Annotated in this window: 27 protein-coding genes; 12 read left to right on the top strand and 15 right to left on the bottom strand. The window is 65.9% G+C overall.

What is annotated here, in order from left to right:
• Positions 1–5 precede the first annotated feature (5 nt).
• Both LAQ73_RS00435 and LAQ73_RS00430 read right to left on the bottom strand, forming a co-directional pair.
• Positions 6–2642, bottom strand: a complete 2637-nt coding sequence (locus LAQ73_RS00435; RefSeq protein ID WP_224269290.1) for a heavy metal translocating P-type ATPase — start codon at positions 2640–2642, stop codon at positions 6–8.
• A 98-nt stretch (positions 2643–2740) separates the two neighbouring features.
• Complete coding sequence (locus LAQ73_RS00430) at positions 2741–3331, bottom strand: AsnC family transcriptional regulator (RefSeq protein ID WP_224269289.1); 591 nt, start codon at positions 3329–3331, stop codon at positions 2741–2743.
• Between the two features lie 126 nt (positions 3332–3457).
• Between LAQ73_RS00430 and LAQ73_RS00425 the strand changes: the two genes are divergently transcribed.
• The gene (locus tag LAQ73_RS00425) at positions 3458–3655 is read left to right on the top strand and encodes a heavy-metal-associated domain-containing protein (RefSeq protein ID WP_224269288.1); all 198 of its coding nucleotides are present in this window, start codon (positions 3458–3460) and stop codon (positions 3653–3655) included.
• A gap of 28 nt (positions 3656–3683) precedes the next feature.
• On the opposite strand, the gene LAQ73_RS00420 is transcribed toward LAQ73_RS00425, so the two are convergent.
• Positions 3684–4265, bottom strand: a complete 582-nt coding sequence (locus LAQ73_RS00420; RefSeq protein ID WP_224270783.1) for a peroxidase-related enzyme — start codon at positions 4263–4265, stop codon at positions 3684–3686.
• A 78-nt stretch (positions 4266–4343) separates the two neighbouring features.
• Positions 4344–4853 (bottom strand): metal-dependent hydrolase, encoded by a 510-nt coding sequence (locus tag LAQ73_RS00415; protein WP_224269287.1) that lies wholly within the window; start codon positions 4851–4853, stop codon positions 4344–4346.
• A gap of 93 nt (positions 4854–4946) precedes the next feature.
• On the opposite strand from LAQ73_RS00415, the gene LAQ73_RS00410 reads away from it, so the two are divergent.
• The 3 genes from LAQ73_RS00410 to LAQ73_RS00400 all read left to right on the top strand — a co-directional run bounded on the left by LAQ73_RS00410 (position 4947) and on the right by LAQ73_RS00400 (position 7501).
• A complete protein-coding gene (locus LAQ73_RS00410) occupies positions 4947–6101 on the top strand; it encodes a mechanosensitive ion channel family protein (RefSeq protein ID WP_224269286.1) in 1155 nt (384 codons plus the stop codon).
• Between the two features lie 28 nt (positions 6102–6129).
• Complete coding sequence (locus LAQ73_RS00405; RefSeq protein ID WP_224270793.1) at positions 6130–6318, top strand: hypothetical protein; 189 nt, start codon at positions 6130–6132, stop codon at positions 6316–6318.
• Between the two features lie 115 nt (positions 6319–6433).
• The gene (locus LAQ73_RS00400; RefSeq protein WP_224269285.1) at positions 6434–7501 is read left to right on the top strand and encodes a DUF4352 domain-containing protein; all 1068 of its coding nucleotides are present in this window, start codon (positions 6434–6436) and stop codon (positions 7499–7501) included.
• Positions 7502–7511: 10 nt separating this feature from the next.
• Here the strand turns inward: LAQ73_RS00400 and LAQ73_RS00395 are convergent, their stop codons facing one another.
• The 4 genes from LAQ73_RS00395 to LAQ73_RS00380 all read right to left on the bottom strand — a co-directional run bounded on the left by LAQ73_RS00395 (position 7512) and on the right by LAQ73_RS00380 (position 12185).
• Positions 7512–8297 (bottom strand): aldo/keto reductase, encoded by a 786-nt coding sequence (locus LAQ73_RS00395; RefSeq protein ID WP_224270782.1) that lies wholly within the window; start codon positions 8295–8297, stop codon positions 7512–7514.
• Positions 8298–8391: 94 nt separating this feature from the next.
• Positions 8392–10002 carry a uracil-xanthine permease family protein gene (locus LAQ73_RS00390; RefSeq protein WP_224269284.1) on the bottom strand — a complete coding sequence of 537 codons (1611 nt, stop codon included), beginning with the start codon at positions 10000–10002 and terminating at the stop codon, positions 8392–8394.
• Between the two features lie 289 nt (positions 10003–10291).
• Entirely contained in the window at positions 10292–11257 is a 966-nt protein-coding gene (locus LAQ73_RS00385; protein ID WP_224269283.1) for a carbohydrate kinase family protein, read from the bottom strand.
• 139 nt (positions 11258–11396) lie between these two features.
• Positions 11397–12185 (bottom strand): sugar phosphate isomerase/epimerase family protein, encoded by a 789-nt coding sequence (locus LAQ73_RS00380; RefSeq protein WP_224269282.1) that lies wholly within the window; start codon positions 12183–12185, stop codon positions 11397–11399.
• An 82-nt stretch (positions 12186–12267) separates the two neighbouring features.
• On the opposite strand from LAQ73_RS00380, the gene LAQ73_RS00375 reads away from it, so the two are divergent.
• Together LAQ73_RS00375 and LAQ73_RS00370 are read left to right on the top strand one after the other, a co-directional pair.
• Entirely contained in the window at positions 12268–12666 is a 399-nt protein-coding gene (locus tag LAQ73_RS00375) for a DUF8048 family protein (RefSeq protein WP_224269281.1), read from the top strand.
• A gap of 60 nt (positions 12667–12726) precedes the next feature.
• Positions 12727–13266, top strand: coding sequence for a GNAT family N-acetyltransferase (locus LAQ73_RS00370; protein WP_224269280.1), 540 nt, complete (start codon positions 12727–12729; stop codon positions 13264–13266).
• On the opposite strand, the gene LAQ73_RS00365 is transcribed toward LAQ73_RS00370, so the two are convergent.
• The gene (locus tag LAQ73_RS00365) at positions 13263–14834 is read right to left on the bottom strand and encodes a PAS domain S-box protein (RefSeq protein ID WP_224269279.1); all 1572 of its coding nucleotides are present in this window, start codon (positions 14832–14834) and stop codon (positions 13263–13265) included. The genes LAQ73_RS00370 and LAQ73_RS00365 overlap by 4 nt on opposite strands.
• 90 nt (positions 14835–14924) lie before the next feature.
• Positions 14925–16064 (bottom strand): acyl-CoA dehydrogenase family protein, encoded by a 1140-nt coding sequence (locus LAQ73_RS00360; protein ID WP_224269278.1) that lies wholly within the window; start codon positions 16062–16064, stop codon positions 14925–14927.
• A gap of 142 nt (positions 16065–16206) precedes the next feature.
• On the opposite strand from LAQ73_RS00360, the gene LAQ73_RS00355 reads away from it, so the two are divergent.
• The gene (locus tag LAQ73_RS00355) at positions 16207–17004 is read left to right on the top strand and encodes an RIO1 family regulatory kinase/ATPase domain-containing protein (protein WP_224269277.1); all 798 of its coding nucleotides are present in this window, start codon (positions 16207–16209) and stop codon (positions 17002–17004) included.
• A 30-nt stretch (positions 17005–17034) separates the two neighbouring features.
• On the opposite strand, the gene LAQ73_RS00350 is transcribed toward LAQ73_RS00355, so the two are convergent.
• Positions 17035–17466, bottom strand: coding sequence for a DUF4112 domain-containing protein (locus LAQ73_RS00350; RefSeq protein WP_224269276.1), 432 nt, complete (start codon positions 17464–17466; stop codon positions 17035–17037).
• A 160-nt stretch (positions 17467–17626) separates the two neighbouring features.
• On the opposite strand from LAQ73_RS00350, the gene LAQ73_RS00345 reads away from it, so the two are divergent.
• From LAQ73_RS00345 to gfo6, 3 genes are all read left to right on the top strand, one after another.
• Positions 17627–19159 carry an aldehyde dehydrogenase family protein gene (locus LAQ73_RS00345; protein WP_224269275.1) on the top strand — a complete coding sequence of 511 codons (1533 nt, stop codon included), beginning with the start codon at positions 17627–17629 and terminating at the stop codon, positions 19157–19159.
• Positions 19160–19382: 223 nt separating this feature from the next.
• Positions 19383–20027, top strand: a complete 645-nt coding sequence (locus tag LAQ73_RS00340; protein WP_224269274.1) for a hypothetical protein — start codon at positions 19383–19385, stop codon at positions 20025–20027.
• Between the two features lie 117 nt (positions 20028–20144).
• Positions 20145–21221, top strand: a complete 1077-nt coding sequence (gene gfo6 / locus LAQ73_RS00335) for a D-xylose 1-dehydrogenase Gfo6 (protein WP_224269273.1) — start codon at positions 20145–20147, stop codon at positions 21219–21221.
• A 251-nt stretch (positions 21222–21472) separates the two neighbouring features.
• On the opposite strand, the gene LAQ73_RS00330 is transcribed toward gfo6, so the two are convergent.
• The 4 genes from LAQ73_RS00330 to LAQ73_RS00315 form a co-directional block, all read right to left on the bottom strand.
• The gene (locus LAQ73_RS00330; protein ID WP_224269272.1) at positions 21473–22279 is read right to left on the bottom strand and encodes a nitrilase-related carbon-nitrogen hydrolase; all 807 of its coding nucleotides are present in this window, start codon (positions 22277–22279) and stop codon (positions 21473–21475) included.
• A 3-nt stretch (positions 22280–22282) separates the two neighbouring features.
• Entirely contained in the window at positions 22283–22720 is a 438-nt protein-coding gene (locus LAQ73_RS00325; protein WP_224269271.1) for an SRPBCC family protein, read from the bottom strand.
• 37 nt (positions 22721–22757) lie between these two features.
• On the bottom strand, positions 22758–22982 hold the full coding sequence (locus LAQ73_RS00320) for a DUF7123 family protein (protein ID WP_058581661.1): 225 nt from the start codon (positions 22980–22982) through the stop codon (positions 22758–22760).
• 62 nt (positions 22983–23044) lie between these two features.
• The gene (locus tag LAQ73_RS00315; RefSeq protein ID WP_224269270.1) at positions 23045–23230 is read right to left on the bottom strand and encodes a DUF7525 family protein; all 186 of its coding nucleotides are present in this window, start codon (positions 23228–23230) and stop codon (positions 23045–23047) included.
• A gap of 108 nt (positions 23231–23338) precedes the next feature.
• Here LAQ73_RS00315 and LAQ73_RS00310 point away from each other — a divergent pair, with 108 nt between their 5' ends.
• The gene (locus LAQ73_RS00310; protein ID WP_224269269.1) at positions 23339–24685 is read left to right on the top strand and encodes an LEA/WHy family protein; all 1347 of its coding nucleotides are present in this window, start codon (positions 23339–23341) and stop codon (positions 24683–24685) included.
• 50 nt (positions 24686–24735) lie between these two features.
• The gene (locus tag LAQ73_RS00305) at positions 24736–25116 is read left to right on the top strand and encodes a DUF7528 family protein (protein WP_224270781.1); all 381 of its coding nucleotides are present in this window, start codon (positions 24736–24738) and stop codon (positions 25114–25116) included.
• The last annotated feature ends 18 nt before the right edge of the window (positions 25117–25134 follow it).

Below are 25134 nucleotides of genomic sequence, written 5' to 3'. Positions count from 1 at the left end.
GACGATTACCGCAGGAACCCGAGGAGGCGGTACTCGCCGTCGGGGTCGTAGCGCCGGAACAGGAGGCTGTTCGTCAGCACGGAGACGCTGGAGACGGCCATCGCCGCCGCCGCGAGAACGGGTTGCAGCAGGCCGAGCGACGCCAGCGGAATCATCGCCGTGTTGTAACCGAGCGCCCAGAAGAGGTTCTGCTTGATCTTCGAGAGCGTCCCCTCCGAGACGCGCATGGCGCGAACGACGTCCACCGGGTCGTCGCGCATCAGCGTCACGTCGGCGGCTTCGATGGCCACGTCGGTGCCGCTGCCGAGCGCCGTGCCGACGAAGGCGGCCGCGAGCGCCGGCGCGTCGTTGACGCCGTCGCCGACCATCATCACGCGGCGGCCGTCGGCCTGAATCGACTCGACCTCGTCGGCTTTCTCGTCCGGTAGCACCTCCGCGCGGACGTTCTCGGGGGCGATACCGACGCGCTCGGCGACCGCGCGGGCGGTCCGTTCGTTGTCGCCGGTGAGCATGAACGCCGAGACACCGCGCTCTCTGAGCGTCGTGACGGCTTCCTCGGCCGACTGTTTCACCTCGTCGGCGACGGCGAGCGCGCCGAGCAGTTCGCCGTCGAGGGCGACGAGCATCGCCGTCTTCCCCTCGGATTCGAGGTCGGCGCGGACCTCCGCGGCGGGTTCGGGGTCGACATCGTACTCGCGCAGCAGCGCGGGCGTGCCGACGAGCGCCGTCCCGCGGTCGATGCGGGTGCGGACGCCGCGGCCGGGGACGTTCTGGAACGCGACGGGGTCGGAGACGTCGATACCTCGTTCCCTCGCGCCGTCGACGACGGCCTCGGCGATAGGGTGTTCGCTGCCCGCCTCGGCGGCGGCGGCGACTTCGAGGAGGAGCCGTTCGTCGACCTCGGACCCGACGGCTGCGCTCGCGCCCGCGCCGTCGGCGCGAACGCCGTCTCTCGACTCACTCGCGTCGCCGGATCCATCGGCCGCCGGCGAGACGACGACGGCGTCGGTCAGATGCATCTCGCCCTTCGTGAGCGTCCCCGTCTTGTCGAAGACGACGGTGTCGACGTCGCGGACGCGTTCGAGCACGTCGCCGCCTTTGAACAGGATGCCGTGCTTCGCGCCGATGGTCGTCCCGACCATCGTCGCCGCGGGCGTCGCGAGGCCGAGCGCGCAGGGACAGGCGATGAGCACCGCCGACGCGAAGACGACGACGGCGAACTCGAACGTCGAGAGCGCGGCGGGGCCGCCGCCGACGAGTCCCCACAGCGGCAGCGACGCGACGAACCCGGAGAGCGCCTCGGGGAACAGATACCAGACGACGCTCCAGAAGACGGCGTTGGCGATGACTACCGGGACGAAGTACGCGCTGATGCGGTCGGCGAGGTTCTGAATCTCGGGCTGGCGGCTCTGGGCGTCGCGCACCATCTGGACGATCTGCTGCAGCGCCGTCTCGGAGCCGACTTTCGTCGCCCGGACGTACAGCAGGCCGTTCTCGTTGATGGTCGAGCCGACCACTTCGTCGCCGGGCGACTTCTCGACGGGGACGGACTCGCCGGTGACGTTCGACTCGTCGACGGCGCTCGTCCCCTCGACGACGACGCCGTCGGTGGGGATTTTCTCGCCCGGGCGGACCTTCATCACGTCGCCCTCCTCGACGTCTTCGAGGGGGACCTCGCGCTCGTTTTCGAACTCGGAGTCGCTCTCAGTCGCCACCTCGTCGACGACGGTGGCGTCGTCGGCTTCGAGTTCGAGCAGTTGGCGGATGGCCTCGCCGGCTTGGCCCTTCGAGCGGGCTTCGAGGTAGTTGCCGAGCGTGATGAACACGAGGATGAGCGCGGCGCTCTCGAAGTAGAGTTGGCCCACGTCCAGGAGGCCGACGAGCACGACGACGCTGTAGAGGTAGGCGGTCGTCGATCCGAGCGCGATGAGCACGTCCATGTTCGCCGTCCGGTTCTTCACGAGCGCCTTGTAGGAGTTGACGTAGAACTCCTTGCCGAGGAAGTACTGGACGGGCGTCGCCAGGACGAGCGCGATCCAGCCCATCCCGACGCCGAGAATCGAGTCGGGGACGGGGAGACCGACCAGGTGACCCATCATCAACACGGAGAGCGGAATCGCCAGCGCCGCGCCGAACAGCGTCAGGTTGCGCTGGTGGCGCAGTTCGGCTTTTCGGGCGTTCTCGCGGCGGTCGCCTTCGCTCTCGCTCGACTCGCTGTCGCCCGTGTCGTCGCGCACCGGCGAGTAGCCCGCGTTCTCGATGGCGTCGTAGATCTCCGAGCGCGACACCGCCTCCGGATTGTAGCGGACCGTCGCCTCGTCGGTGGCGTAGTTGGCGTCGACGGCGATAACTCCTGAGAGGTCGCCGACGGCGCGCTCGACCGTCTGCACGCAGTTCGAGCAGGTCATATCCGTGATGCCGACGTTGGCCTCCTCGGCGACCGGGTCGTAGCCCGAGCGCTCGATGGCGTCGTACACCGCCGCGAGGCTCACGCGGTCGGGGTCGTACTCGACGGTCCCCTCGTCGGTGGCGTAGTTGACGTTCACCTCCCCGACGCCGTCGAGTTCCTCGACGGCCGACGTGACGGTGGACGAACAGTTCGCACAGCTCATCCCCCTGACTTCGATTCTGACGCGTTGCATATGGCTCACTGTCTAACTCTACGAACTCCGTACTCATGCAGGTTGTGCCTTCTATTCGAAACTGAATCCGGCGTAGTTCTCAGTTTAGAAAGCGAAAATCAGACGCCGCTTTGCAACCGCTCGTACCGTTCCTCGAAGTTCGACAGGCAGGAGTCGCAACAGAAGTGGTACAGTTCGTCGTCGAAGCGGGCGGACTCACCCTCGCTCGTGACGGTGTTGCCGCATTCGACGCAGGAGAGCGCGAGGTCGGCGTCGCCGAGTCCGGGCGTCCACTCGTCGTAGACGACGAGGTTCGCGTCGATGTCGCGGATGTCGTCGAGGTCCACGACAGTATCGAGAAGCGCGGTTACGTCGCCGTCGCGTATCGGCGCGCGGAAGACGACGCGGGCGTCGGCGGTCCGGAAGACGTGGTCGACCCTGTCGAGCGCCGTCAGCGCTTCGGCGACCGATTCGGCGGCGGCGGGCCGAACGTCGAGTTCGACGAGCATCGGCGTTCCCTCCCGCAAGAGCGACCGGTCCACGTCGAGGGTGAACCGCCGGATGACGCCGATTTCGCGCAGTCGGTCAACGCGGTCGGAGACGGCGGGTGCCGAGAGGCCGACGTGGTCGGCGATATCGCTATACGGCCGCCGCGCGTCGTCCAACAGGAGGCGCAGAATCTGTCGGTCGGTGTCGTCGAGGGTACGCATGGGCGCGTGTTCGGTGCGGATAAACAAGTGGGTTCCGATGTCACTTTAGATTCGAAAGTGAAATTGACGATACCGTCCATCTTCGAAAGGGAAAAGTGAAAGAGTCGACGGCGAGTACGGTGAGACATGACGACGACACTGACCGTCGAAGGGATGAGCTGTGACGGCTGCGAGAAATCGGTCGTAGAGGCGCTCGAAGGCGTCGAAGGCGTCGAGAGCGCGAATGCGGACCACGAGTCGAACACGGCGAGCGTCGAGGGCGACGCCGACCCGCTGGACCTCGTCGTGGCAGTCAACGACGCCGGCTACGACGCGCAGGCGTAACAACCGAGACCACCGCGAACGACACCCCCTACTCCTCTCGCGGCTGCCGTCCCAGCGAGTGGAACTCGTCGTTCGGACGCATGTCCGCGAACATCGCCATCCGGTTCGAGAGGTTGAACATCGACGTGACCGCACCGATGTCCCAGATGGCTTCCTCCGAGTAGCCCGCCTCGCGGAGTTTCTCGAAGTCGTCCTCGCCGACCGCCGCGGGGCGTTCGGTGAGTTTCACCGCCGCGTCGAGCATCGCCATCCGCTTCTCGCTCACGTCCGCAGTGCGGTAGTTGGCGACGAGTTGGTCCGCGAGCAGAGGGTCCTCCGCGTAGATGCGGACGAGCGCGCCGTGGGCGACGTTGCAGTAGTAGCAGTGGTTGACGCCGGAGACGGCGACGATTATCATCTCGATCTCCTCGCGCTCCAGCGCCGTGTCGTCGACGAGCGCGTCGTGGTACTCGAAGAACGCCCGAAAGTGTGAGGGTTTGTACGCGAACGCAGAGAAGACGTTCGGCGTGAACCCGGCGCGTTCTGTCTCCTCCGAGATGCGCTCTTGGAGATCCTCGGGCAGTTCGTCGGACTCGGGAACCGGGAACCGTCGCATCGCGTCGTCGTCCAGCGTCGGGGTCGAATCGTCGGTCATACCCGCGGATTCGGCGAGCCCGTACTTAATCGTGCGTCCGTCCTCGAACGGAACTCAGACGACTCCGAGCGCGGCGCTGACCCACGCCGCCGTGACGAAGACGCCGAGGACGAACAGCCCGTAGTTCCAGATCGCGTTGTCGGCCCTCGTCAGCGATAGCGCGTATCCCTCGCCCGACAGCGGCCAGAGGAAGTTGACGCCCATCGGCGTGAGCGCGTCGCCGACGAGGTGGCCGACGACGGTCAGAAAGCCGACGGCGAACGCGAACGCCGCGAGGCCGATGCTCGCCTCGCCGAGCGAGACGGAGAACGCCCCCAGCGTGTCGGTCGCAACGGTGGCGACGCCCCAAAATAGGCCGCCGACGAGTCCCGCGAACAACAGCGTGTGGGTTGGCCCGCGGTGGGGAATGCCCGGGAGTCTGTGGTCCACGTCCGGGAGCATCGACAGCCAGAGCATCGTCGCGCCGAGGACGAATGCGGGGGTAACGGCTCCCGCGCTGACGAGCGTGTAGCCGATGGGCGCGAAGACGAGCAGCGAGACGCCGTAGTGGCCCGTACGGAACATGTCGCGGCGTTTCGTCTCCGGCTGTAAAACCTGTCCGTTTCCCGTTTTTTCGCCGACAGCAACCGTTATCACGGGGGGTTGCAATGTCGGCGCATGCTCGGGTCACTCGCCGCATCGCTCGATGGTTTGCCTGCGTGGCAAGTGACGGCGCTCGTCGTCACTACGTCGCTTCTCGCCGCGCTCGTCTTGGAGTTCGTGGTCCTCCGGTTCGCCCGTCGGTTCGTCGCCGGAACCGAGACGACGTTCGACAACGTCCTCATCGAAGAACTCCGACTGCCGCTCGTCATCACCACGGCGCTGGCGGGGGTCTACCTCCTCACGCAGCTTCCGGCGGTGACCGAGGCGGTTCTCTTCACCCCCGAGGACCTCTCGACGTTCTTCGGCAAGCCGTCGCTTTCGGTCATCCTGCTCGTCTGGGCGTTCGCGTTGAACCGAGTGGTCAACCGCGTCGTCGAGGGGATGAACCAGCAGGGGTCGCGCTTCGACTTCGCGCCCGTCTTCTCGAACGTCTGGACGCTCGTCGTCCTCGTCGGCACCGTCGCGGCGATTCTCTCGCTGTGGGAGATAAGCGTCGAACCGCTGCTCGGCGCGGCGGGCATCGCCGGCATCGCCGTCGGCTTCGCGGCCAAAGACACGGTGGCGAACTTTTTCGGGGGTATCGCGCTCTACTTCGACGACACGTACAAAATCGGCGACTTCGTCGTCCTCGACAGCGGCGAGAAGGGAACGGTGGTGAGCGTCGGCGTTCGCTCGACGACGCTCATGACCCGCGACGAGGTGCTCGTCACGGTTCCGAACTCGGTTTTGAACGCCGCGAAAATCGTCAACCAGTCCGCCCCGCAGCACCGAAAGCGCGTCCGCGTCCCAATCGGTGTCGGCTACGGCACCGACATCGACGAGTTCGAGGCGCTCATCATCGACATCGCCCACGAGGAGTCGCTCGTGTTGGACTCGCCGAAACCGCGGATGCGCTTTCGCCGGTTCGGCGACTCCGCGCTGGAGTACGAGCTGCTCTGTTGGGTTCGCAGTCCGACGCAGGAAGCGCGGGCGACGCACAACCTCAACCGCGCGGTGTACAAGGCGCTCGACGCCACGGGTATCGAGATACCGTTCCCGAAGCGCGACGTGACCGTCGAGTACGCCGAACGGTCGCCGTCTACTCGACACGTCGCCCCCGAGAGCGTCACGGACGGCGGCAGCATCGAAGCGAACGAGCGGCGCGCGGTTGACGACCGACCGGACAGTTAACTTGGTCGTATCCGTCCGGTTACGTACCGTGGTCTCCGTCGTCTCGGCGGTCGTCTGGCAACCGGTTTCGGAACTCATCCTCCAACTCGGGCCGATAGAGACGCTGGTTTCGACGTTCGGCCCGTTCGTCATTCCGGTGCTGATCTTCGCCGTTGGAATCGTCGGTTATCTCGTTTTGGTCACGCTCGGGCGAGCGGGACTGATGAACGGACGTTAAAAGGTTGCTTTACCGAACACACAGTTAGATTATGTTTTCTCGCGGAGTCGTCAGATCAGCCTAATTATAGTATTGGTGTCATAACTTTAGAATAGACCCTGTTTGTGTGACCTGTATGGAAGGAAACCATATTTCAACGACACGTAGGAAAACACTCGTGGCCGGTGTGGGTGTTCTTGCTGCGCTCGCAGGGTGTAGTGATACAGACGACACCGCTGCGGAGGAGTCGATTGGGGGAGGCGAAGAAGGATCGGACGCTCAGTCGACGGCGTCCGCAGAAACTGACGACGCTAGTGAATCAGGTTCCGAATCTGCGTCGGAAGAGAGCAACCAACAACAGGAGGCTAACGTCAAGCTCGGCGAGATGGTTGAGGGAGAGAACCTCTCGATGGTCGCCCGTGAGGTGACGAAGACCGAGAAAATCAGCGAATTTACCGAAGCCGAGAGCGGCAACACGTTTGCAATCGTTCGAATGGCAGTGAAGAACACCGGCTCGGAGTTCGTTGATTTCAACAGCTTCCTCCAGGCTCGCCTCAAAGACAACTCGAACCACGTCTACGACGCTTCCTTTGGGAGCACCGGCCACCCCATAGAAAGCGGAATTCTAGCAGCAGGAGAGGTCGCGCGAGGAGACGTTGTGTTCGAGGTTCCGAAGGACGCTAGGGGGTTAACCATGCAGTTCGATTTCAGCACGTTCGACTTCTTCGAGTTCGAGCGGGTGACAGTAGACTTGGAGTCGAAGGCCGACTCGATTCAGGATCTCGAGCAATCGCTTCAGGTAGATGTCCACTCTCCCGGTGACGCTGTCGACCACGAGGACGTTTCGGTGACCCTTCACGGAGTACGCACCGAGACCGAACTCGGCTCGTTCACGCAGGCGGAGGACGGAAACGAGTACGTCATCCCGGATATCGAGATCACGAACAATACCGAAGAACCCCTCAGCGTCTCCACCGTCCTCCAGATGCGCGTCAAAGATGGTTCGGGGCTCGCCTTTATGGCCGATATCGGTGGGTCGTCACAGCTAAGCCAGGGATATTCCGAAGGGTCGGAAATTGCACCCGGAGAATCTCGCCGAGGAGAACTTGCGTACCAACTCGAGCAGGGGACGAGTCCGCTCTACTGGGCGTTCAACTTCCTAAACCTCTCTAACGAGATGAAGGCGTTCTGGGAGCTTCGATAGACGACTCAGGTCAGTTCCACGGTCCGTGGTCGGGGTCGATGAGGCGCTTCTCGCGGTCGATGTCGTCTATCTTCGCTACGTCCTCGTCGTCGAGTTCGAGGTCCAAGGCGGCGAAGTTCTCGGCGACGTGCTCGCCCGTCGACTTCGGAATCGGGACGATGACGTCTTGGGCCATCGACCACGCGAGACACACCTGCGCGACGCTCGCGTCGTGTTTCTCGGCTACTTCGACGAGTTCGGGCTCGTCGAAAATCTTCCCCCGCCCGAGCGGGGTGTACGCGACGAGCGAGTAGCCGTGCTCGCGGGCGTGGGCGCGAAGTTCCTCTTGAGGGAGCAGCGGGTGGCACTCGACTTGGTGAGCCGCGATGGGCGAGTCCAGAACCTCGCGCGCTTCGTCCAGCAGTTCCGGCGTGAAGTTGCTCAGTCCGACGTGGTCGGTCAACCCCTCCTCGCGCAGTTCGTCGAAGGCCGACAGCGTCTCCTCCGCGTCGTAGGCCTGCGTCGGCCAGTGGACGTAGAGCAAGTCGACCGAGTCGACGCCGAGTCGGTCGAGGCTCTCGCGGGCCGTCGCACGCACGTCCTCGGGCGCGAGGTTCTTCGGGTGAATCTTCGTCGCCAGAACCACGTCGTCGCGGTCCACGTCGCTCTGTCGGATACCCGCTCCGACGGGTTCCTCGTTGTCGTACATCTGTGCGGTATCGACGTGGCGGTAGCCGATATCGAGCGCCGTGGCGACGGTGCTCGCGCACTCCTCGGGGTCGTCGTTTCCGGAGGTGCCGAGTCCCATCGGCGGCAGGTCGAGCGTCATGCTCGGTTCGAGGGGTTCGGCGCAAAAAGAAGTAGGGGAGGCGGCAGGCGGGGCGTTCGAGACGACGCGTCTCGGGCGGCGTTCAGTCGGCTTTCGTCTCGTCGCCGCGGACGAACCGGTCGTAGGCGGAGGCGAACTCCTCGTCGGACTCGGCGGCTTCCTCCCACGTCTCCAGGCCGCGTTCGGCGCGCGTTCCCTCGATAGTGTTGTCGAGGACGAACGCGATAAGACCGCCGACGGCCATCCCGGTGCTACCGACGACGTAAAGCACGTCACCGACGAGTTTCGTCCCGAGAACGGGGCCGACGAGCGCGACGCTCTGCAGCCCCTGACGGAACGCTTCCGCGCCGCTGAGGTCCGGGTTCGCGGCGGCGACGTTGCCCATGTACGTCGGAATCGCGAGGCCGGCGAACAGCGCGAAGCCGACGATGAACACGTTACGCGAAGAGTCGAGGTCGACGTATTCGAGGTTCGAGAGGCCGACGGCGACGATCTGGCCGAACATCGCGAGGAACAGCCCGCCGACGATGGGGTCTGGAATCGTCGCGATGAGTTGTCCGAAGTAGCCGACGAAGCCGACGACGAGCATCATCGCCGCGCCGACCTGAACGACGTAACGGGAGGCGACGCCCGTGATGCCGATAGCGCCGATGTTCTCGGAGTAGGAGGTGGAGCCGCCAGCGCCCATCATCCCGGCGAAGACGTTCATGAGTCCCTCCATGCCGATGCCGTGGTTGATGCGTTTCTCGCTGGGCGCGCCGAGACCCGAGAGTCGGGCGACGGCGTGGTAGTCACCGAAGCTCTCGACCATCGACGCCGCGACGCCCGCGAGCATCCCGACGACGAACGAGAGTGTCAACTGCGGGACGCCGAAGACGAGCGACCACCCGACGACGGGGACGGTGAACGCGACGGTGTTCGCGCCGCCGGCCATCCCCCACTGGAACGGGTGAATCGGCATAAACGCGGGCGCGGCGAGCACCTCGCCGAGCGGCACGTAGCCGGGCATCCCGGCCTGATAGACGCCGACGATGCTCAACGCCGCCGCGAGAGCGTAGGCGGTGACGACGCCGAGGAGAACGGGGAAGAGCTTGAAGATTCGAGCGGAGGTGTCGAGATACTGCGAGAAGAGAACGATGAGCCCGAGCGTCAGTCCCAACAGCCACCAGTCGTTCGTGGCGGTCGTGATCTGGGGCGTGCTGAAGAGCGAGAGGCCGATGAGCGCGATGGTCGGCGCGATGACCACCGGCGAGACGAATCTTCGAAGACGGCCGAACAACCCGAGATAGCCGACGACGATTTCGGCCAGCGAGGCGGCGATGATAGCCCCCTGCAACTGCAGGAGCGCGACCTGCCAGTCCGCGCCCGGCGGATTCCCCGTCTTTGCGACGGCGATGACCGCCAGCGCGGGCGCGAGCATCGAGAAGGGTGCGCCCTGCACGATGGGATACCGATTGCCGAACGTCGTCTGCGCCAGCGTCGCAACGCCGGAGACGACGAAGAACGTCCCGACGAAACGCGGAATCAACGCGTCGGGGATGCCGAGCGCGGCCGCCAGAATCAGCGGGACGGCGATGTTCGCGCCCACCATCGTGAGGTAGTGCTGTAGCCCCAGAAAGAGCGACTCCCCCAGCGGCGGCCTGTCTTCGATGCCGTACTCCACGAAATCCGATTCCGTCCGTTCGTCCGTCATGGTGCCCCTACCATTGAGGCAAACAAGCCGGTGTTCGGTACTTATGCGGTCCGCTTTCGTCGCGTCGGCGACGACGAATCACGATTCGAGGGCTGGAAAGCCGATTCGAGCGGAATCGAGGTGTCGATGCGCGCTCCGACGAAAAGCGCGTATTCGACCGGCTGACTGTCTTCGCACGTGACTTCCGGCCGCTAGCTCTACGGGCGGGCGACGAGGGACGCCGCCGTCGCGGTCGTTCTCGCCTCGCGGCGACGACCCGCGCCTCGGCTCTGAGCGTCGAGTCGGCGGCTCAGAGCGCGGTGTGCTCCTCTCTGAACTCGGTGACCGATTCCCGGCTCGGGAGCGCCGTCATCGCGCCGGGTTCGGTCGTCGTCACCGCGGCGACGGCGTTGGCGAACGCGAGCGCGTCGGCGAGCGACTCGCCCGCCGACAGCGCAGCGACGACGCCCGCGGTGAACGCGTCGCCCGCCCCGGTCGTATCGACCGGGTCGACGCGGTAGCCCCCGTGCGTCGCTTCGACCTCCTCGCCGCCCGCCCACGGCGCGTCCGGCGTCGCGTAGGCGTACGCGCCGGCGTCGCCGAGCGTGATGACCGCCGTATGCGGCCCGAACGTGCAGATTTCGCGAGCCAACTCAGCCGCGTCGCCGGTGAGTCCGGCCTCCCGGAGGTCCTCGGGCGTCGCCTTCACCACGTCGGCGAGCGCGAACCCCTCCCGAACCGACTCGCGGTAGGAGAACTCGCTCCAGCGCTCGGGTCGGGCGTTCGGGTCGAACGAGACGGTGACGTCCGTCTCGGCGGCCCGTTCGAGCAGGTCGAGGACGGCCGTCCGCGAGGGGTCGGTGTCGAGTGACAGCACGTCGGCGTGGAGCCACCCGAACTCGGCGAGGGCGTCGTCGCCGATAGTCCCGGGTTCGAGTCGGGCGTCGGCGGCGGCGTCGCGGTAGAAACTGAACTCCCGGTCGGCGTCCTCGCCGAGGCTGACGAACGCGAGCGTCGTCTTCCCGCTCGGGTCGCGCTCGACGTACTCGCCCGAGAGACCGTGGTCGGCCAGAAACTCGGCGAGGTAGTCGCCGAACGGGTCGGTGCCGAGACGGGTCCAAAAGGAGACGGAAGCGTCGAGATGCGACAGCGCGACGGCGACGTTCGCCGGGGCACCCCCCGCGCGGCGGGAGAACGACTCGACCGACGCGAGACGTCCCGACGCGTCGGGGATGAAGTCGATGAGCGTCTCGCCGGCGACGAGGATCCGTGTCATACGTGACGGTATGCGAGCGGCTACCATCAATCCGGGCGGTTCAGTCGGGACTCATCGGGCGTCGCACGCGCTCTCGTCGGATGTCGCCTGCGCTCTCGCCGGGCGGTTCGGCGCCCGTCGAGAAGACCGTCGAGGGGACTCAGCGCTCGTCGAGGAGAACGTCGAGGTGTCTCTTGCTCGTCTCGATGTAGTCGAAGCCGAACGTGAACACTTCGAGCGAGAGCGTCCCCGTCCAGTCGTCGGGGAACGCGCCGAGGATGCGCTCGAAGTCGAGGTCACCCGCCCCCAACGGGAGATGTTCGTCTGCTGCCTGCCGGGTGTCGTTGAGGTGGACGTGGCTGATGCGGTTGCCGTGCTCTTCGACGACCGAGGCGATACCGCCGGAGTCGCGGCCGTCCATCCGCGCGTGGCCGGTGTCGAGCGTCATCGACGCCTCGGTCTCGGCGAGCAACTGGGAGAACTCGTGCGTCCGGAAGATACTCCGGGGGATGTTCTCGGCGCAAATCTCGAACTCGCGTTCGTTCGCGTACGCGACGAGTTCACGAACCGACTCCAGGGCGTTGTTCCGCAGCGACGAGGTGTCCCACGCCGGCGACCACGCGTCGGTCGTCGGGTGGAGGACGCCCTTCTCCGCGCCGAGGGAGGCGGCGGCGTCGATAGCGGCTTTCTGCTCGGCGACCGACCCGGCTCTGACGTGCTCGAACGGCGACCCGAGGTCGATACCGCCGAACGGGAGGTGAACCATCAGGTCCAGTTCTCGGTCGTCGAGCGCCCGTCGAACGTCGTCGTCCCGTTCGTCGAGCCGACGGCGCTCGGTGTCGCCGTCCATCATCACCTCCACGTAGTCGAACTCGTACTCGGCGGCCGCCTCGATAGCCGCGTCGAGGTCCATGTTCATCTGGGTGACGTACCCGGTCCGAGCGTCCATAGCAGACCCTCTGTGCGCGAACGAGTTAGGTGGTTCCCCGAATCCGAAGCTTTTCGCTCCTCTCAGCCCTCCCGTTCGAACGATGACGCGCGACCCTCTCTCCGGGTTCGACGCCGACGTCGTCGCCGGCGTCGCCGCCGACCGCGGAACGACCGCCGAGGAGCTCTCCGAGCTGCTCGCCCGCCACCAGCAGTCGGTCCGCGACCTTCCAGGCGTCGACGACATCGTCTACGAGTGGCGCAAAGCGTTCGCCGACAATCCAGTCGTCGAACGAAGAGACGACCGATATCTGCTCTCGGTTCCCTCGCACGTCTGGCCGGAGTTCGCGTCGGCGCTGTCGCTCTCCGAGGAGGAGTTGGCGGCGCTGCGGGCGGTCCACGCCGAGCAACTGCGCGCCGACGTCGGCGACGGTGCAGAGACGGATGCGCTCGGCGACGACGGCAACGAAGACGACGATCCGATGATTCTCGTCCGTCCCTGACAACGGGAACGGTTCGCACGCCACCGAACGATTCAGTAGCATGCGCCGAGAGCGTCAGCCATGCCCGGACCGGTGTTTCTCCGCGGCGAGCGCGTCGAACTCCGAACCGTCGAGAAGGAGGACGTCGACTTCCTCCAGCGACTCGTCGACGACCCGCAGGTGTGGTCGACGCTGGGCTCGTACCGACCGAAAAATCGCGTGCAGGAGCGAGAGTGGGTCGAATCCATCGGCAACGACGGCGACGACCACTTTCTCGTCTGCGACGAGGGAGACCCCGTCGGACTCATCGGCGTCCATCCGAACGAGACGTGGGGGAAAGCCGAACTCGGCTACATGATTTCGCCGGAGGCGTGGGGCAACGGCTACTGCACCGACGCCGTCCGAACCGTCTCGCGCTACGCGTTCGAGGAGCGCCGGATGCACAAAGTCGTCGCCGAGGCGTACGAGCACAACGTCGGCTCGCAGCGCGTGTTGGAGAAAGCGGGATTCACGCTGGAAGGGACCCACCGCGAAGAAGCGTACGTCGGCGGCGAGTACCGCGACCTGCTGCACTACGGGTTGCTCGGGGACGAGGTCGAGAACGGAGCCGCCACCGATTAGATTTCCGGCTCGGACACCGCGTCGGCGTCGTGGACGCCTTCGGTAGTGTTGTCGCTTTCGGCGCTCGCATCGCGTTCGTCACTCCCGTCAGTCTCCGGCGTCGCTCCGCGGAGACGAAGCGTGACGACGCTCCCCCTGGGAGCGTTGTCGGCGAACCGGAGCTCGCCGTCGGCCTCGGCGAGAATCCAGTTCACGAGCCAGAGACCGATGCCGCTGCCGTGTTCGAGCGGCGTCTCGACGCCCGACTCGAGAACGCTGCGTTCCTCCCGGGGAACGCCCGGCCCGTCGTCGGCGACGGACACCTCGACGAACGGCCCGACGTCGTCGGCGGCGGTCTCGACGGTGACGTCGACGGTCGGTGACGCCCGGTCGTTGTGTTCGACCGCGTTCTCGAGGAGGTTCCCGACGGCGACGCGAATCCGGTCGTCGCCGCGAGCCCAGTGCTCGCCGGAGACGCTCGTGGTGAACGTCGCCTCGGGGTACGTTCGGCGCGCGGTGACGAGTTCCTCGTCGACCAGTTTCGCCACGTCGACCGCGCCGAACTCCTCGGAGGCGCGGTTGAGCGTCCGGTCGACGAGCCGCGTCCGGTCCGCGAGGTCGGCGAGCGACGCGGCGCGGTCCTGAATCTTCTGTGCGTACTCGCGTACCTCCGGCGCGCTCGGGTCCTCGTGTAGGAGGTCCGCGTATCCGAGGACGACGTTCATGTCGTTGCGGAGGTCGTGTCGGAGCACGCGGTTCAGCACGCGGAGGCGCTGTTCGTACTGGTGACGCTCGGTCACGTCGCGTGCGCTGATGATGATGCCCTCCACCGCCGGGTCGTCGAGCAGACTGACGCCGACAGCCTCGAACATCCGCCACGACCCGTCGGCGTGACGGTACCGGTACTCGGCGCGTTCGGGGATTCCCGAGACCATCGCGCGCTGCAGCACCGTCATCGCCTCCTCGCGGTCGTCGGGGTGGATGTAGTCGAACGGGTGTTCGTCGACGTGTTCGGCGGGGTCGTACCCCATCACCGTCTCCATCGAGGGGCTGACGTACTCGAAGTTCACCGCCGCGTCGAGCACGACGACGATGTCGTGGGAGTTCTCGATGAGCGCGCGGAACTGTCGCTCGATGTGGTGGCGTTCGGTGATGTCACGGAAGACGATAATCGCGCTTCCTCTCGGACCGTCGGCCGTCGCCGTTACGTCGAGGATGCGACGGTCGGGTCCGTCGTCGACGACGATCTCGACGTGGTCCTCGTCGCCGTCGAGCAGCGAGAGAACGGCCGACGCGTGCGGCAAGGCATCGTTCGCCGGCGAACCGACGGGTGCGTCGTCGAATCCGAACGTGTCGCAGGCGGCGGGGTTCATCGCGGCGACGCGACGACTCGGGTCGAGGATGACGGTGCCGTCACTGAGTCGCTCGAACAGATGCGCTCGCGCATCGGGCACGACGTCGACGAGACGGGACCGAATCGACCGCGAGTACCGGCTCCGACGGGCCAGCGCGACGGCGGCGAGGGCGGCGAGTATCGCTCCGAAGAGGGCGAACGCGTCGAGAACGGCGGGAACAGTGGGAACGGTCATCTATCATTCGTCCGAAGTCGCGTACTCCGAGTTCAACGATTGGATGCGGAACGGTAATATAAATGGTAGTGATACGACGACGGAGCTCGCTCAGAGGCCCAGTTGCCGACCGAGCACGAGATGCTGGATCTCGCTCGTCCCCTCACCGATCTCCATCAGCTTCGCATCGCGGTAGAAGCGCTGCGGGGCGAAGTCCTCGGTGTAGCCGTAGCCGCCGAGCACCTGGACGGCGTCTTCGGCGACTTCGCGGGCCGCCTCGCTGGCGTCGAGTTTCGCCAGCGCCGACTCCGTCGTCACCGACTCGCCGGCGTCGTAACGGACCGCGGCCTTGTGCGTGAGGAGTCGCGCGCGCTCTGTTTTCCGGTACATGTCGACGACTTTGTCGCGGATGGCGTCGAACTTCGAGATGGGTTGACCGAACTGCTCGCGCTCGCCCGAGTACTGCTTGGCCGCCTCGTACGCGCCCTGCGCGAGACCCGTCGAGAGCGCGGCGATGGAGATGCGCCCGCCGTCGAGCGTCTTCATGGTTTGCTTCCAGCCTTCGCCCTCCTCGCCGAGCAGGCGGTCCTCCGGGATGCGGACGTCGTCGAGCGAGATCTCGCAGGTCGGCGAGCAGTTCAACCCCATCTTGTCCCAGACGGTCGTCACCTCGAAGCCGTCGTCCTCGGGGTCGACGATGAACGTCGAGATGCCGTCGTACCCCTCGCCGGGGTCGGTGACGGCTTTCACGAGCACGCTGCCGGCGACGGAGGCGTTCGTGATGAACTGCTTCGTACCGTTGAGTACGTACTCGTCGCCGTCTTTCTCGGCCATCGTGTCCATGTCGCTGGCGTCGCTGCCGCTGCCGGGTTCGGTGAGCGCCCACGCGGCCATCGCCTCGCCCGACGCCAGCGGGGTCAGCCAGCGCTCTTTCTGTTCTTCGGTGCCGAACAGCTCGATGGGTTTCGACCCGAGCGAGACGTGCGCCGCGTAGGAGAGCCCGATGCCGCCGGAGACGCGGCCGAGCTCCTCGGTGACGAGCGCGTACATCAACTGGTCGCCGCCGAGACCGCCGTACTCCTCGGAGATGGGGACGCCCATCATGTCGAGTTCGCCGAGTTCCTCGAACACCTCCGCGGGGAAGCGGTGTTCGTTCTCGACCTCCTGTGCGATGGGGGCGATCTCCTCCTCGCAGAACTCCCGGACGCTGTCGCGAATCATCCGGTGTTCCGCAGAGAGTTCGAAGTCCATACCCAGGGTGCGAGGAGACGAGTGATAAAGTCAGCGAACGACCGTGATGAATTCGAACTCGCTGTCGAGACTGTCTCCCCGCTGTCGTGTCGCCGTCTCCTCGGGGCGTTACTTATTGCGCTCGCCCCCGTCCCACATATCGATGGAACTCCGCCGTCTGGTCCGCGGCCGAATCGACTGGGGCCGTCTCGAAGGGGTCGTCCGCACGCTCGCGGAGCGACTCGGCCGAGAGGAGGTTCACGTCCGTTTCCTCGACGCGGATAACTGGCTGTCGACACCGTTCGTGTTGGACGACGAGTGGTTCGTCAAGGTCATCAGCAAACAGAACTCGCTGGTCCACACCATCTTCACGACGGGTCGGAACCTCGGCGCGTTCTCCAGCGGCACGGAAGGCTTCTTCGAGCACTTCGGAACCCCCTACCAGATGGCCGAGCACGAACTGGAGGCGACGAAACGGATGCGCGAGATCGGCATCAACGCGCCCGAGCCCGTCGAAGCGCTCGAAATCGACGGGTTCGGCGTCGTCGTCCTCGAGTATCTCCCCGAGTTCCGGTCGCTCGACGAGTTAGACCGCGAGCGGGAGGCCGCACTCGCACCGGACCTCTTCGCGGCGCTGAAGACGCTGCACGACAACGGCCTCGCCCACGGCGACCTGCGCGGCGAGAACGTGCTCATCCTCGACGGCGAGCTCTACTTCATCGACGCGACGAGCGTCAGCGAGGACGGCCGCGACGACGCCCGGTCGTACGACATCGCCTGCGGGCTGGCCGCGCTGGAGCCGCTCATCGGCGCGCCGACGACCGTCGACGCCGCGCTCTCGGCGTACTCGACCGAAGACGTGCTCGCGGCGCTGGAGTTTCTCGACTTCGTCAACATCCGACCCGACCACGACTTCGACGCCGCGGCGGTCAAAGGCGAGATAGAGAAGCGCGCGTCGTAGTCGGGAGTCGCCGTCGGCGGCGCGTTCGGGTCACTCCTCGTCGATTTCGATCTTCACCGGTCCCCGTTCGAACCCGTCGTCCGCCGACGCCGCCACCGATTCGAGGTGGTCTTCGACCAACTTCACGTTCTTCACGTTCGCTTTGAACACGGCGTCGAACAGCGTGCCGATGACGGGCACCGAGCCGACGACGGTGTCGACGGCGACGTTGGCGAGCATCCGGACGAGCGTCGTCAGCGGCACGCCGAGGTTCGCCGCCTCCGCGACGATGTACACCGAGAGGCCCGCCGAGACGAGGTCACCGGCGACCGGAAGCACGCCGAGAATTGGGTCTGCCCCGATCCGGTAGCCGATTCCCGGAATCTCCACTGATTCGTCCAAGAACGTCGCTACCGCCCGAATCCGTCGCAGTGCGGGTTCGTCCAGCGACTCCGGTGCGTCTTCGATGGAGTGTTCGTCCATATGCACGCAGTCGTCGTCCAGACGTATGATGGCTCTGCCTGTTCAGTCACCGACCGGTCCGTCGAACGGACAGTCGGCGTCTCGGCGGGGAGACGACCCGGCGACCCCTTCCGTGACCGGGTGACTTTTTACGTTCTCCCTTCGCAAATTTTGTCACAGTATGAGCCAACAGACGGGCGACATCTACCAGCAGTACATCGCCGGAGAGTGGACCGACGGCGAGGGAACGGAGACGTTCGAGAGCACGAACCCGGCGACGGGCGAGACGCTCGGCGAGTTCCGCCGCGGCACCGAGGCGGACGTGGACCGCGCGCTCGGCGAGGCCGAGGAGGCGTTCGAGGAGTGGCGCGCGCTCTCGTACATCGACCGCGCGGAGTACCTCTGGGACATCTACCACGAACTCCGCGAGCGCACCGACGAACTCGCCGAAATCGTCACGAAAGAGTGCGGCAAGGAGATCTCAGAGGGGAAAGCCGACGTCATCGAGGCGTACCACATGATCGAGTGGGCCGCCGGCGACGCCCGCCACCCCAAGGGCGACGTGGTCCCCTCCGAGATTCCGAGCAAGGACGCCTACATGCGCCGCAAGCCGCGCGGCGTCATCGGCTGTATCACGCCGTGGAACTTCCCCGTGGCCATCCCGTTTTGGCACATGGCCGTCGCGCTCGTCGAGGGGAACACGGTCGTCTGGAAGCCCGCCGAGCAGACGCCGTGGTGCGGCCAGATCATCGCCGAGATGTTCGAAGACGCCGGCATCCCCGAGGGCGTGTTCAACATGGTGCAGGGCTTCGGCGACGCCGGTAACGCCATCGTCGAGGACTCCCGCGTCGACACCGTCCTCTTCACGGGCAGCGCCGAAGTCGGCCAGAAGATCGCCTCGAAGGTCGGCGGCGAACCCGGTAAACTCGTCGCCGCCGAGATGGGCGGCAAGAACAACATCGTCATCACCGAGAAGGCGGACATGGACACGGCCGTTCACTCCGCCGTCATGTCGTCGTTCAAGACGACCGGCCAGCGCTGCGTCTCCTCCGAACGCCTCGTCGTCCACGCCGACGTCTACGACGAGTTCAAGGAGCGCTTCGTCGACATCGCCGAGGATGTCGCCGTCGGCGACCCGCTGAGCGAGGACACGTTCATGGGGCCGCTCATCGAGCCCGGACACAAAGAGAAGGTCTCGAAGTACAACGAGCTGGCGAAAGAAGAGGGCGTCAACGTCCTCGTCGACCGCACCGAACTCGACGAGTCGGAGATTCCCGACGGCCACGAGGAGGGCAACTGGATCGGTCCGTTCGTCTACGAGGCGGACCCCTACGAGGACCTCCGCTGCACGCACGAGGAAGTGTTCGGCCCGCACGTCGCACTCCTGAAGTACGACGGCGACATCGAGGAGGCCGTCGAGATTCAAAACGACACCGAGTACGGCCTCGCTGGGGCCATCATCTCCGAGGACTACCGCCAGATCAACTACTTCCGCGACTACGCGGAGGTCGGCCTCGCCTACGGGAACCTCCCGTGCATCGGCGCGGAGGTCCACCTCCCGTTCGGCGGCGTCAAGAAGTCCGGCAACGGCTACCCCTCGGCCCGCGAGATCATCGAAGCCGTCACCGAGCGCACCGCGTGGACGCTCAACAACTCCTACGACATCCAGATGGCGCAGGGGCTGTCGGCGGACATCAAGACGAAAGACGAGTAGCGACGGAGACGGCGCGCCCGTGAGAACGCGGACTCGGTTCGCTACCCGGTGCGACCGCGGTTTTCGTCGGTCGCTCGACGCGGAGTTCTGCTGGTTCCTCGCGCTCTTTTCGACGCTCGTTGAATGCGGAGGGGAGCGTCCGACCGGCGAATCGGTCGCGGATTTATGGTCCCTCCAGCCTAACGCTCGGATAGTCCCCACCGAGTGATTCGGTTGATACACCGTGGCCAATACTACCATCTCAGACAGGGAGAACCGCCGGTCGAACCGAACGTCGCGGCGCGTCTCAGGCGTCGCAGCGTTGCTCGGCACGCTTCTCGTCACCGCGGGTCTGCTCCGACAGGCGCTCACTGACGTGACCGCCGGTGGCGATGTCGTCTTCGACGTACAGAACACCGTCTTTCTCGCCGACCAACTCGCGCTCGTCGCGGGCATCCTCCTGCTGTTCGTCGCGCTCGTTGGGTTCGTACTGTACCACGAGGATGCGGGGGGCATCTACTGGTGGTTGGGTGTGCTCGGCACCGGCGGCGGGATGGTGCTCAGCCTCGTCAGCGCCGGCGCACAGTTCGCGTTCGACGTGGCGGGAATGACGGCGCTCTCGCAGTACGCCGCCTACGGCTTCCTCGTCGGTAACGTCGGCTTCATCGGGGCGTCGCTACCGCTCGGCATCGCGCTGCTGGTGAGCGGGTGGGCGAAAGCGCCCGAACTCCGCCTCGCCGGCGTCGCCTTCGCCGGCACCGGTCCCTCCATCTCACAGGGTGCCATCTTCTACGGCCTCAACGGTCTCTTCGGCGGCCTGCTGTTCGTCGGCGCGTACGCGACGGCGTGGCTGCTCGTGGCGTACAACCTGCTTCGTGCCGACATCTGACCCCGCCCATTTCTGGACCCCCGCCGACTCGTCGCCGCAGCGGATTTCACCGACTCGACAGCCGGGTTCGACCGATTATCGAAGTATCACTTTTGTCTTGGCCGCCGTACGCGGCGTATGCACGTCCACGATTACTTCGACGAGTTGACGCGGCGCGACTGGGACACCGGCGCGGACGGAACCGTCCGGTTCGCCGTCGTCGGCGTCGGCGGATTCGGCCGCAAGGCCGCCCTTCCCGCCATCGCAGACGCCGACTACGCCGAGGCGACGGTGCTCGTCACGGGGTCGCCAGAGAACGCCGAGGACGCCGCGAGCGAACACGGTATCGAGCACGTCCTCACTTACGAGGAGTACCACGACGGCGCGGCGACCGACGCCTACGACGCCGCCTACGTCGTCACCCCGAACGCGCTCCACCCCGAAGCCATCGAGACGGCGGCGGTGAACGGGAAGGCGGTGCTCTCCGAGAAGCCGCTGGCGGCGACCGTCGACGGAGCGAAACGCGCCGTCACGGCGTGCGAGGAGGCGGACGTGCCGCTGATGACCGCCTACCGGATGCAGTTTGACCCCGTGGTCCGTCGGCTACGCGAGTTCGTCCGCGAGGGCGGCGTCGGCGAACCCCTCCAACTCCACGGCGGGTTCGCCTTCGACGTGCTCGGTGGCGGTCGCGGTCCCGACCAGTGGCGACTCGACGCCGAACTTGCGGGCGGCGGCGCGCTGATGGACGTCGGCGTCTACCCGCTGAACACCGCTCGCTACCTCGTCGACGCCGACCCGGTCGCGGTCACCGCGACGACGCGAGGCGAGGGCGTCTTCGCCGACGTCGACGAACAGATCGCGTTCCAACTGGAGTTCCCCGACGGCGTCACGGCGTCGTTCACCGCCGGGTTCTCCGGACACACGGAGGGTCACCTCTCGATTCGGGGAACAGAGGGCCACGTCGAACTGTCGGACTCCGCGTTCGGAACGGAGGACCCCCGCCGAGTGAGCGTCTACAGAGACGACGTACGGGCGGTAGTCGACGGCCCCGAGACGAGCGAGATACGCGAGGAGTTCGACTACTTCGCGCACGCGGTGCTCACGGACGGGGAAATCGGCCCGGACGGCGAGGAGGGACTGCGGGACGTGCAGGTGACGACGGCGGCGTACGAGGCCGCAAAAACGGGCGAGCGCGTCGAGATTCGGTACTCGTGAGTCGGTAGTCGAAGGAACGGCGGAAGGCGAGGCGGGAGCGCTCCCCCACCGGGCCAGGGGAGCGGTGCGGCGATGGCCACAGTGGACCCCTCACTGCAGCGTGATGCGGCGGTTGATTTGTGCCGAGTCGTCGACGAGAAAAGCGTCGATATCGTCGGCGAATTCGGCTAAGAAGCACGTCTCAATAAAGGCATCGACACGGAGAACTGATGCCGTCAGCGGTTCTCACGGTACCGCAGACCGCGGCGGCGTCACCGTCGGTCGGCGAGCGCGGGGAACTCCTCGCGGACCCGCGTCACCTCGTCGGGGTCGAGGTCGGCGGTGACGTGCGCCGGGCGGTCGCCCGCGCTGGCCAGCGGCGTCCCCCACGGGTCGCACACCGTCGACCGGCCGAGCAACGTCGCCGACTCGAACGCGCCGACGCCGTTTATCGCGCCGAGGTACCAGAGGTTCTCGATGGCCCGTGCTCTCGTCAGCGTCTGCCAGTGCTCGACGCGGGGGTACGGCCACGCGCTCGGCACCAAGAGGAGGGTGACGCCCTCGTCGACGAGTTCGCGCGTCAGTTCCGGGAAGCGGAGGTCGTAGCAGGTGCAGGTGCCGACGGTGAAACCGTCGAACTCGAACGGTTTCAGGCGTTGCCCCGGCGTGAGCAGGCGCGCCTCGGCGGACTCGTAGCCGAACAGGTGGTGTTTGCGGTACGTCGTCCGCAGCGATCCGTCGCGGTCGAAAAACGTCGTCGTGTTGGACAGCCCGGTATCGCCGGGCACGTCGTAGCCGGCGTCGGCGCTGGCTTCGAGGTCTTCGACGTGACTGCCGGCCAGCAGGCCCACGTCGTGGTCGGTCGCCATATCGCGGAGGCGACCGAACGTCGGTCCGTCCAGTCCTTCGGCGACGCGAGCGTACGACTCGAAGGCGAAGTAGCCGACGGCGAACAGCTCTGGGAGCGCGACGAGGTCCGCGCCGTCGGCGGCCGCCTCTTCGACGGCTGCTTCGGCGGCGTCGAGCGCCGCATCGACGCTTCCGGCGTCCTGTTCGAGTTGGGCGAGAGTGAGACGCATCGGTCAGCGCTTCGATTCGGCGAGCTCGCGGCGCAGCGCCTGTTCCAAGTTGTCGAGTTCGCGGTCGAGATTTCGCTTGAAGAAGCTCTCGACGCCGGGCAGACTCCCGTCGACGATGAACTCGTTGACGAGGCGAGAGCCGGTCTCGGTCTCCTCGACGGTGTGCTCGCCGGTGACGCGGAGTGCGCGCGAGCGACCGACGAACTTCACGTATCGAGGTGCGTCGCGGGCGACGTCTTCGGTTTCGACGGGCACCGTCGACCGGATGAGGGGGATGGGCAGCGCGACGTGCCACGTCGCCTTCCGGTCGTCGGTCGGGTGGAGGTCGTACTTCTTCACGACGCTTATCGCACCCGCGCGTTTCTCGGGGTCGGAGATGAACGTCCACACGTTTTCCGGGGGGTGGTCGAACTCGAAGGTTCGCGTAACCCTGACAGTCATGGGGTTATATCAGGCGGAGAGGGCAAAAATCCGTGGATTAACTGCGGGTGACTCGCCACGTCGTCGAGCGCGCGCGTCCCCACTTTTCGATCTCGACGTCTTCGGATTTCTCTGCGAGGCGGGGCAGGCGCGAGCCGACCTGCTTCGCCGAGAGACCGATCGCCTCGGCGATGTTCTTCGCCCGGAAGTACCGCTCACCGCGAGTGACGCTCTCCCGGAGGTAGGCGATAATCCGCTGTTCCTCGTCGGTGTATTCGGTCATCGACGTTCCTCCTACGTGTCTGATGATATTAACGGTTACTTGGTCGGACGAGCGGCCCGCGGCTAGTGAGAGTACACGTGTACGGCGGCGACGGCCAGCGACGCGGCGACCATCGCACCGGCGAACCCCCACGCCTGCGTAAACTGATTGGGTCCGGCGAGCATCACCGCCGCGCCGACGAGCGTGAGCATCGAGAACAACATCGCGATACCGATACCCATGTCCGTACGAGTCGTCTGCGTTGCCATACCACCCGGTTCGGCGGTGTCCACTTAGTTTATTCGACAGTCGTCGCCGCCGGCCGCTCCCCGTTTTCGACCCGTATCGACTAAGTAGCCCGCAGACTCTGGCTCTGTATGGACCCGAGGGCGGCAGACGGGCCGAGTGCGTCGAATACGTCGGATACGCCGAAGACGAGCGTGCTCCGGAGTCGGTCGGGCCGGGTCGCCGTCGTGCTCGCTGCCGCGGCCCTCGCCCTCGTCGCCGCCTCCGTACTCGGCTTCGTCGGGGCCCCCGGCGTCACCGAGATCAGCAATCGGATCGTCGCCGTCGACAACGACACCACGACCATCGAGACGAACGTCACCGTCCGGAATCCGAACCCGCTCGGCGTCAGCATCGACGGCGCGACCATCGACTACGGCGTGCGGATGAACGACGTGCCGATGGCCTCGAACCGCAAGAACGGCCTCCGTATCGGCCGCGGCAACTCGACGCTCTCGTTCCGGACGGAGATGCGAAACGAGCGCATCTCCGAGTGGTGGGTGACCCACGTCGAAAACGGCGAGCGAACGACGCTCCGGGTCGACGCAGACGCCGGTTACCGGGGCGTCGAAGCCACCTTCGAGGGACCGACCGTCGAGCGCGAGATCCAGACCGACATCGTCTCGGCGTTCAACTCGACGGAGACCCGAGCCATCGACGCGAACCAACCGCTGGTTTCGGACCCGATTCTCTACGTTAACGAGACGAGCGCACAGTGGGGCGACGCCAACGAGTCGGCGACGCCGATTCGAACCTCGTTCGTCGTCTACAATCCGAAACCGGTCCCGGTGACGGTGAGTCGACTCGGCTACGACATCCACATGAACGGCGTCCGCGTCGGACGGGGGTCGACGAACCGCGAGTACGTCGTCGGGCCGAAGCAGACCCAACGAATCGAGGCGACGGCGGTCATCGAAAACGACCGTCTCGACGAGTGGTGGGTGACGCACGTCCGCCGCGGCGAGGTGACGACGCTCACTATCGACTTCCGCGCCGTCGTCCGACTGCCCGCCGGCGTGAGACTCGACCTGCCCCTGCAGGACGTCCAGTACACCCAGACCATCGAAACGAGCGTGTTCGGAACCGAGACGAACGTCGGGCAGACGAACAGCGGGCAAACGAACGGCGGGGAGTCGGCGGGGGGAGACACCGAACCCACGGCCGGGAGTTCGACGACGGAACACGAGAGCCGGTCGACCGGAGATGGAACTCAGTCGCCGGAGAACCGACCTGCGTCGGCAGGCGCACTGACGCGACCGACCGAGACGCTCCCGGCAGGCGGAGCCGACGACGTGGATACGCTGTCCGCCGTCGCCTCGCCAAACCTGCTCCTGCCGACAACGTTTTTACCCCGTCCGTTCGTGTATCCGGTACATGCAACGGAGTACCCACTCTCCTGGTCGAGTTCTTCTCCCGCGATGAGAACGCCGTCTCGGTGACGAGCGACGACGAATCGATTCTGCTGCGCATCGGCGACCGGACGTGTGAACTGTCGAGAGCCGACGCTGCGAAACTGCAAGACAACATCGGGACCGCGCTGACGGAGAAACGCGAGTTCTTCCGCACCGCGGGCGAGTACCGCGAGGACGGCAGTTACGTCGTCTCCCGGCGCGGTGCGGAGTCGGCAGGAAACGCGAAGGTGTTCGAGAGCTTCGAGGCGCTGCGACGCCTGTACGACCGCCTGCCCCGCGAGTTCACCGCCGAGGACGTCGGTCGGACCGGCATCACCGGATCGCGCCGTCACATGCTGATTCGACACTTCGGCGAACATCCCGCCTTCGACTGTCAGATCACCCGACGGAACCCGCTGACAGCAGAGCGGGTCGGTCCGACTCAGACACCGCCGGAAGCGCCGGCGGCGACGCGCTGACCGAGGTGGACGCGACGG

Source organism: Haloprofundus salinisoli (genome assembly GCF_020097815.1).
GTDB lineage: Archaea > Halobacteriota > Halobacteria > Halobacteriales > Haloferacaceae > Haloprofundus > Haloprofundus salinisoli.
Note: the sequence above shows the minus strand (reverse complement) of the source record. Positions and strands in the feature narration are given on the sequence as shown.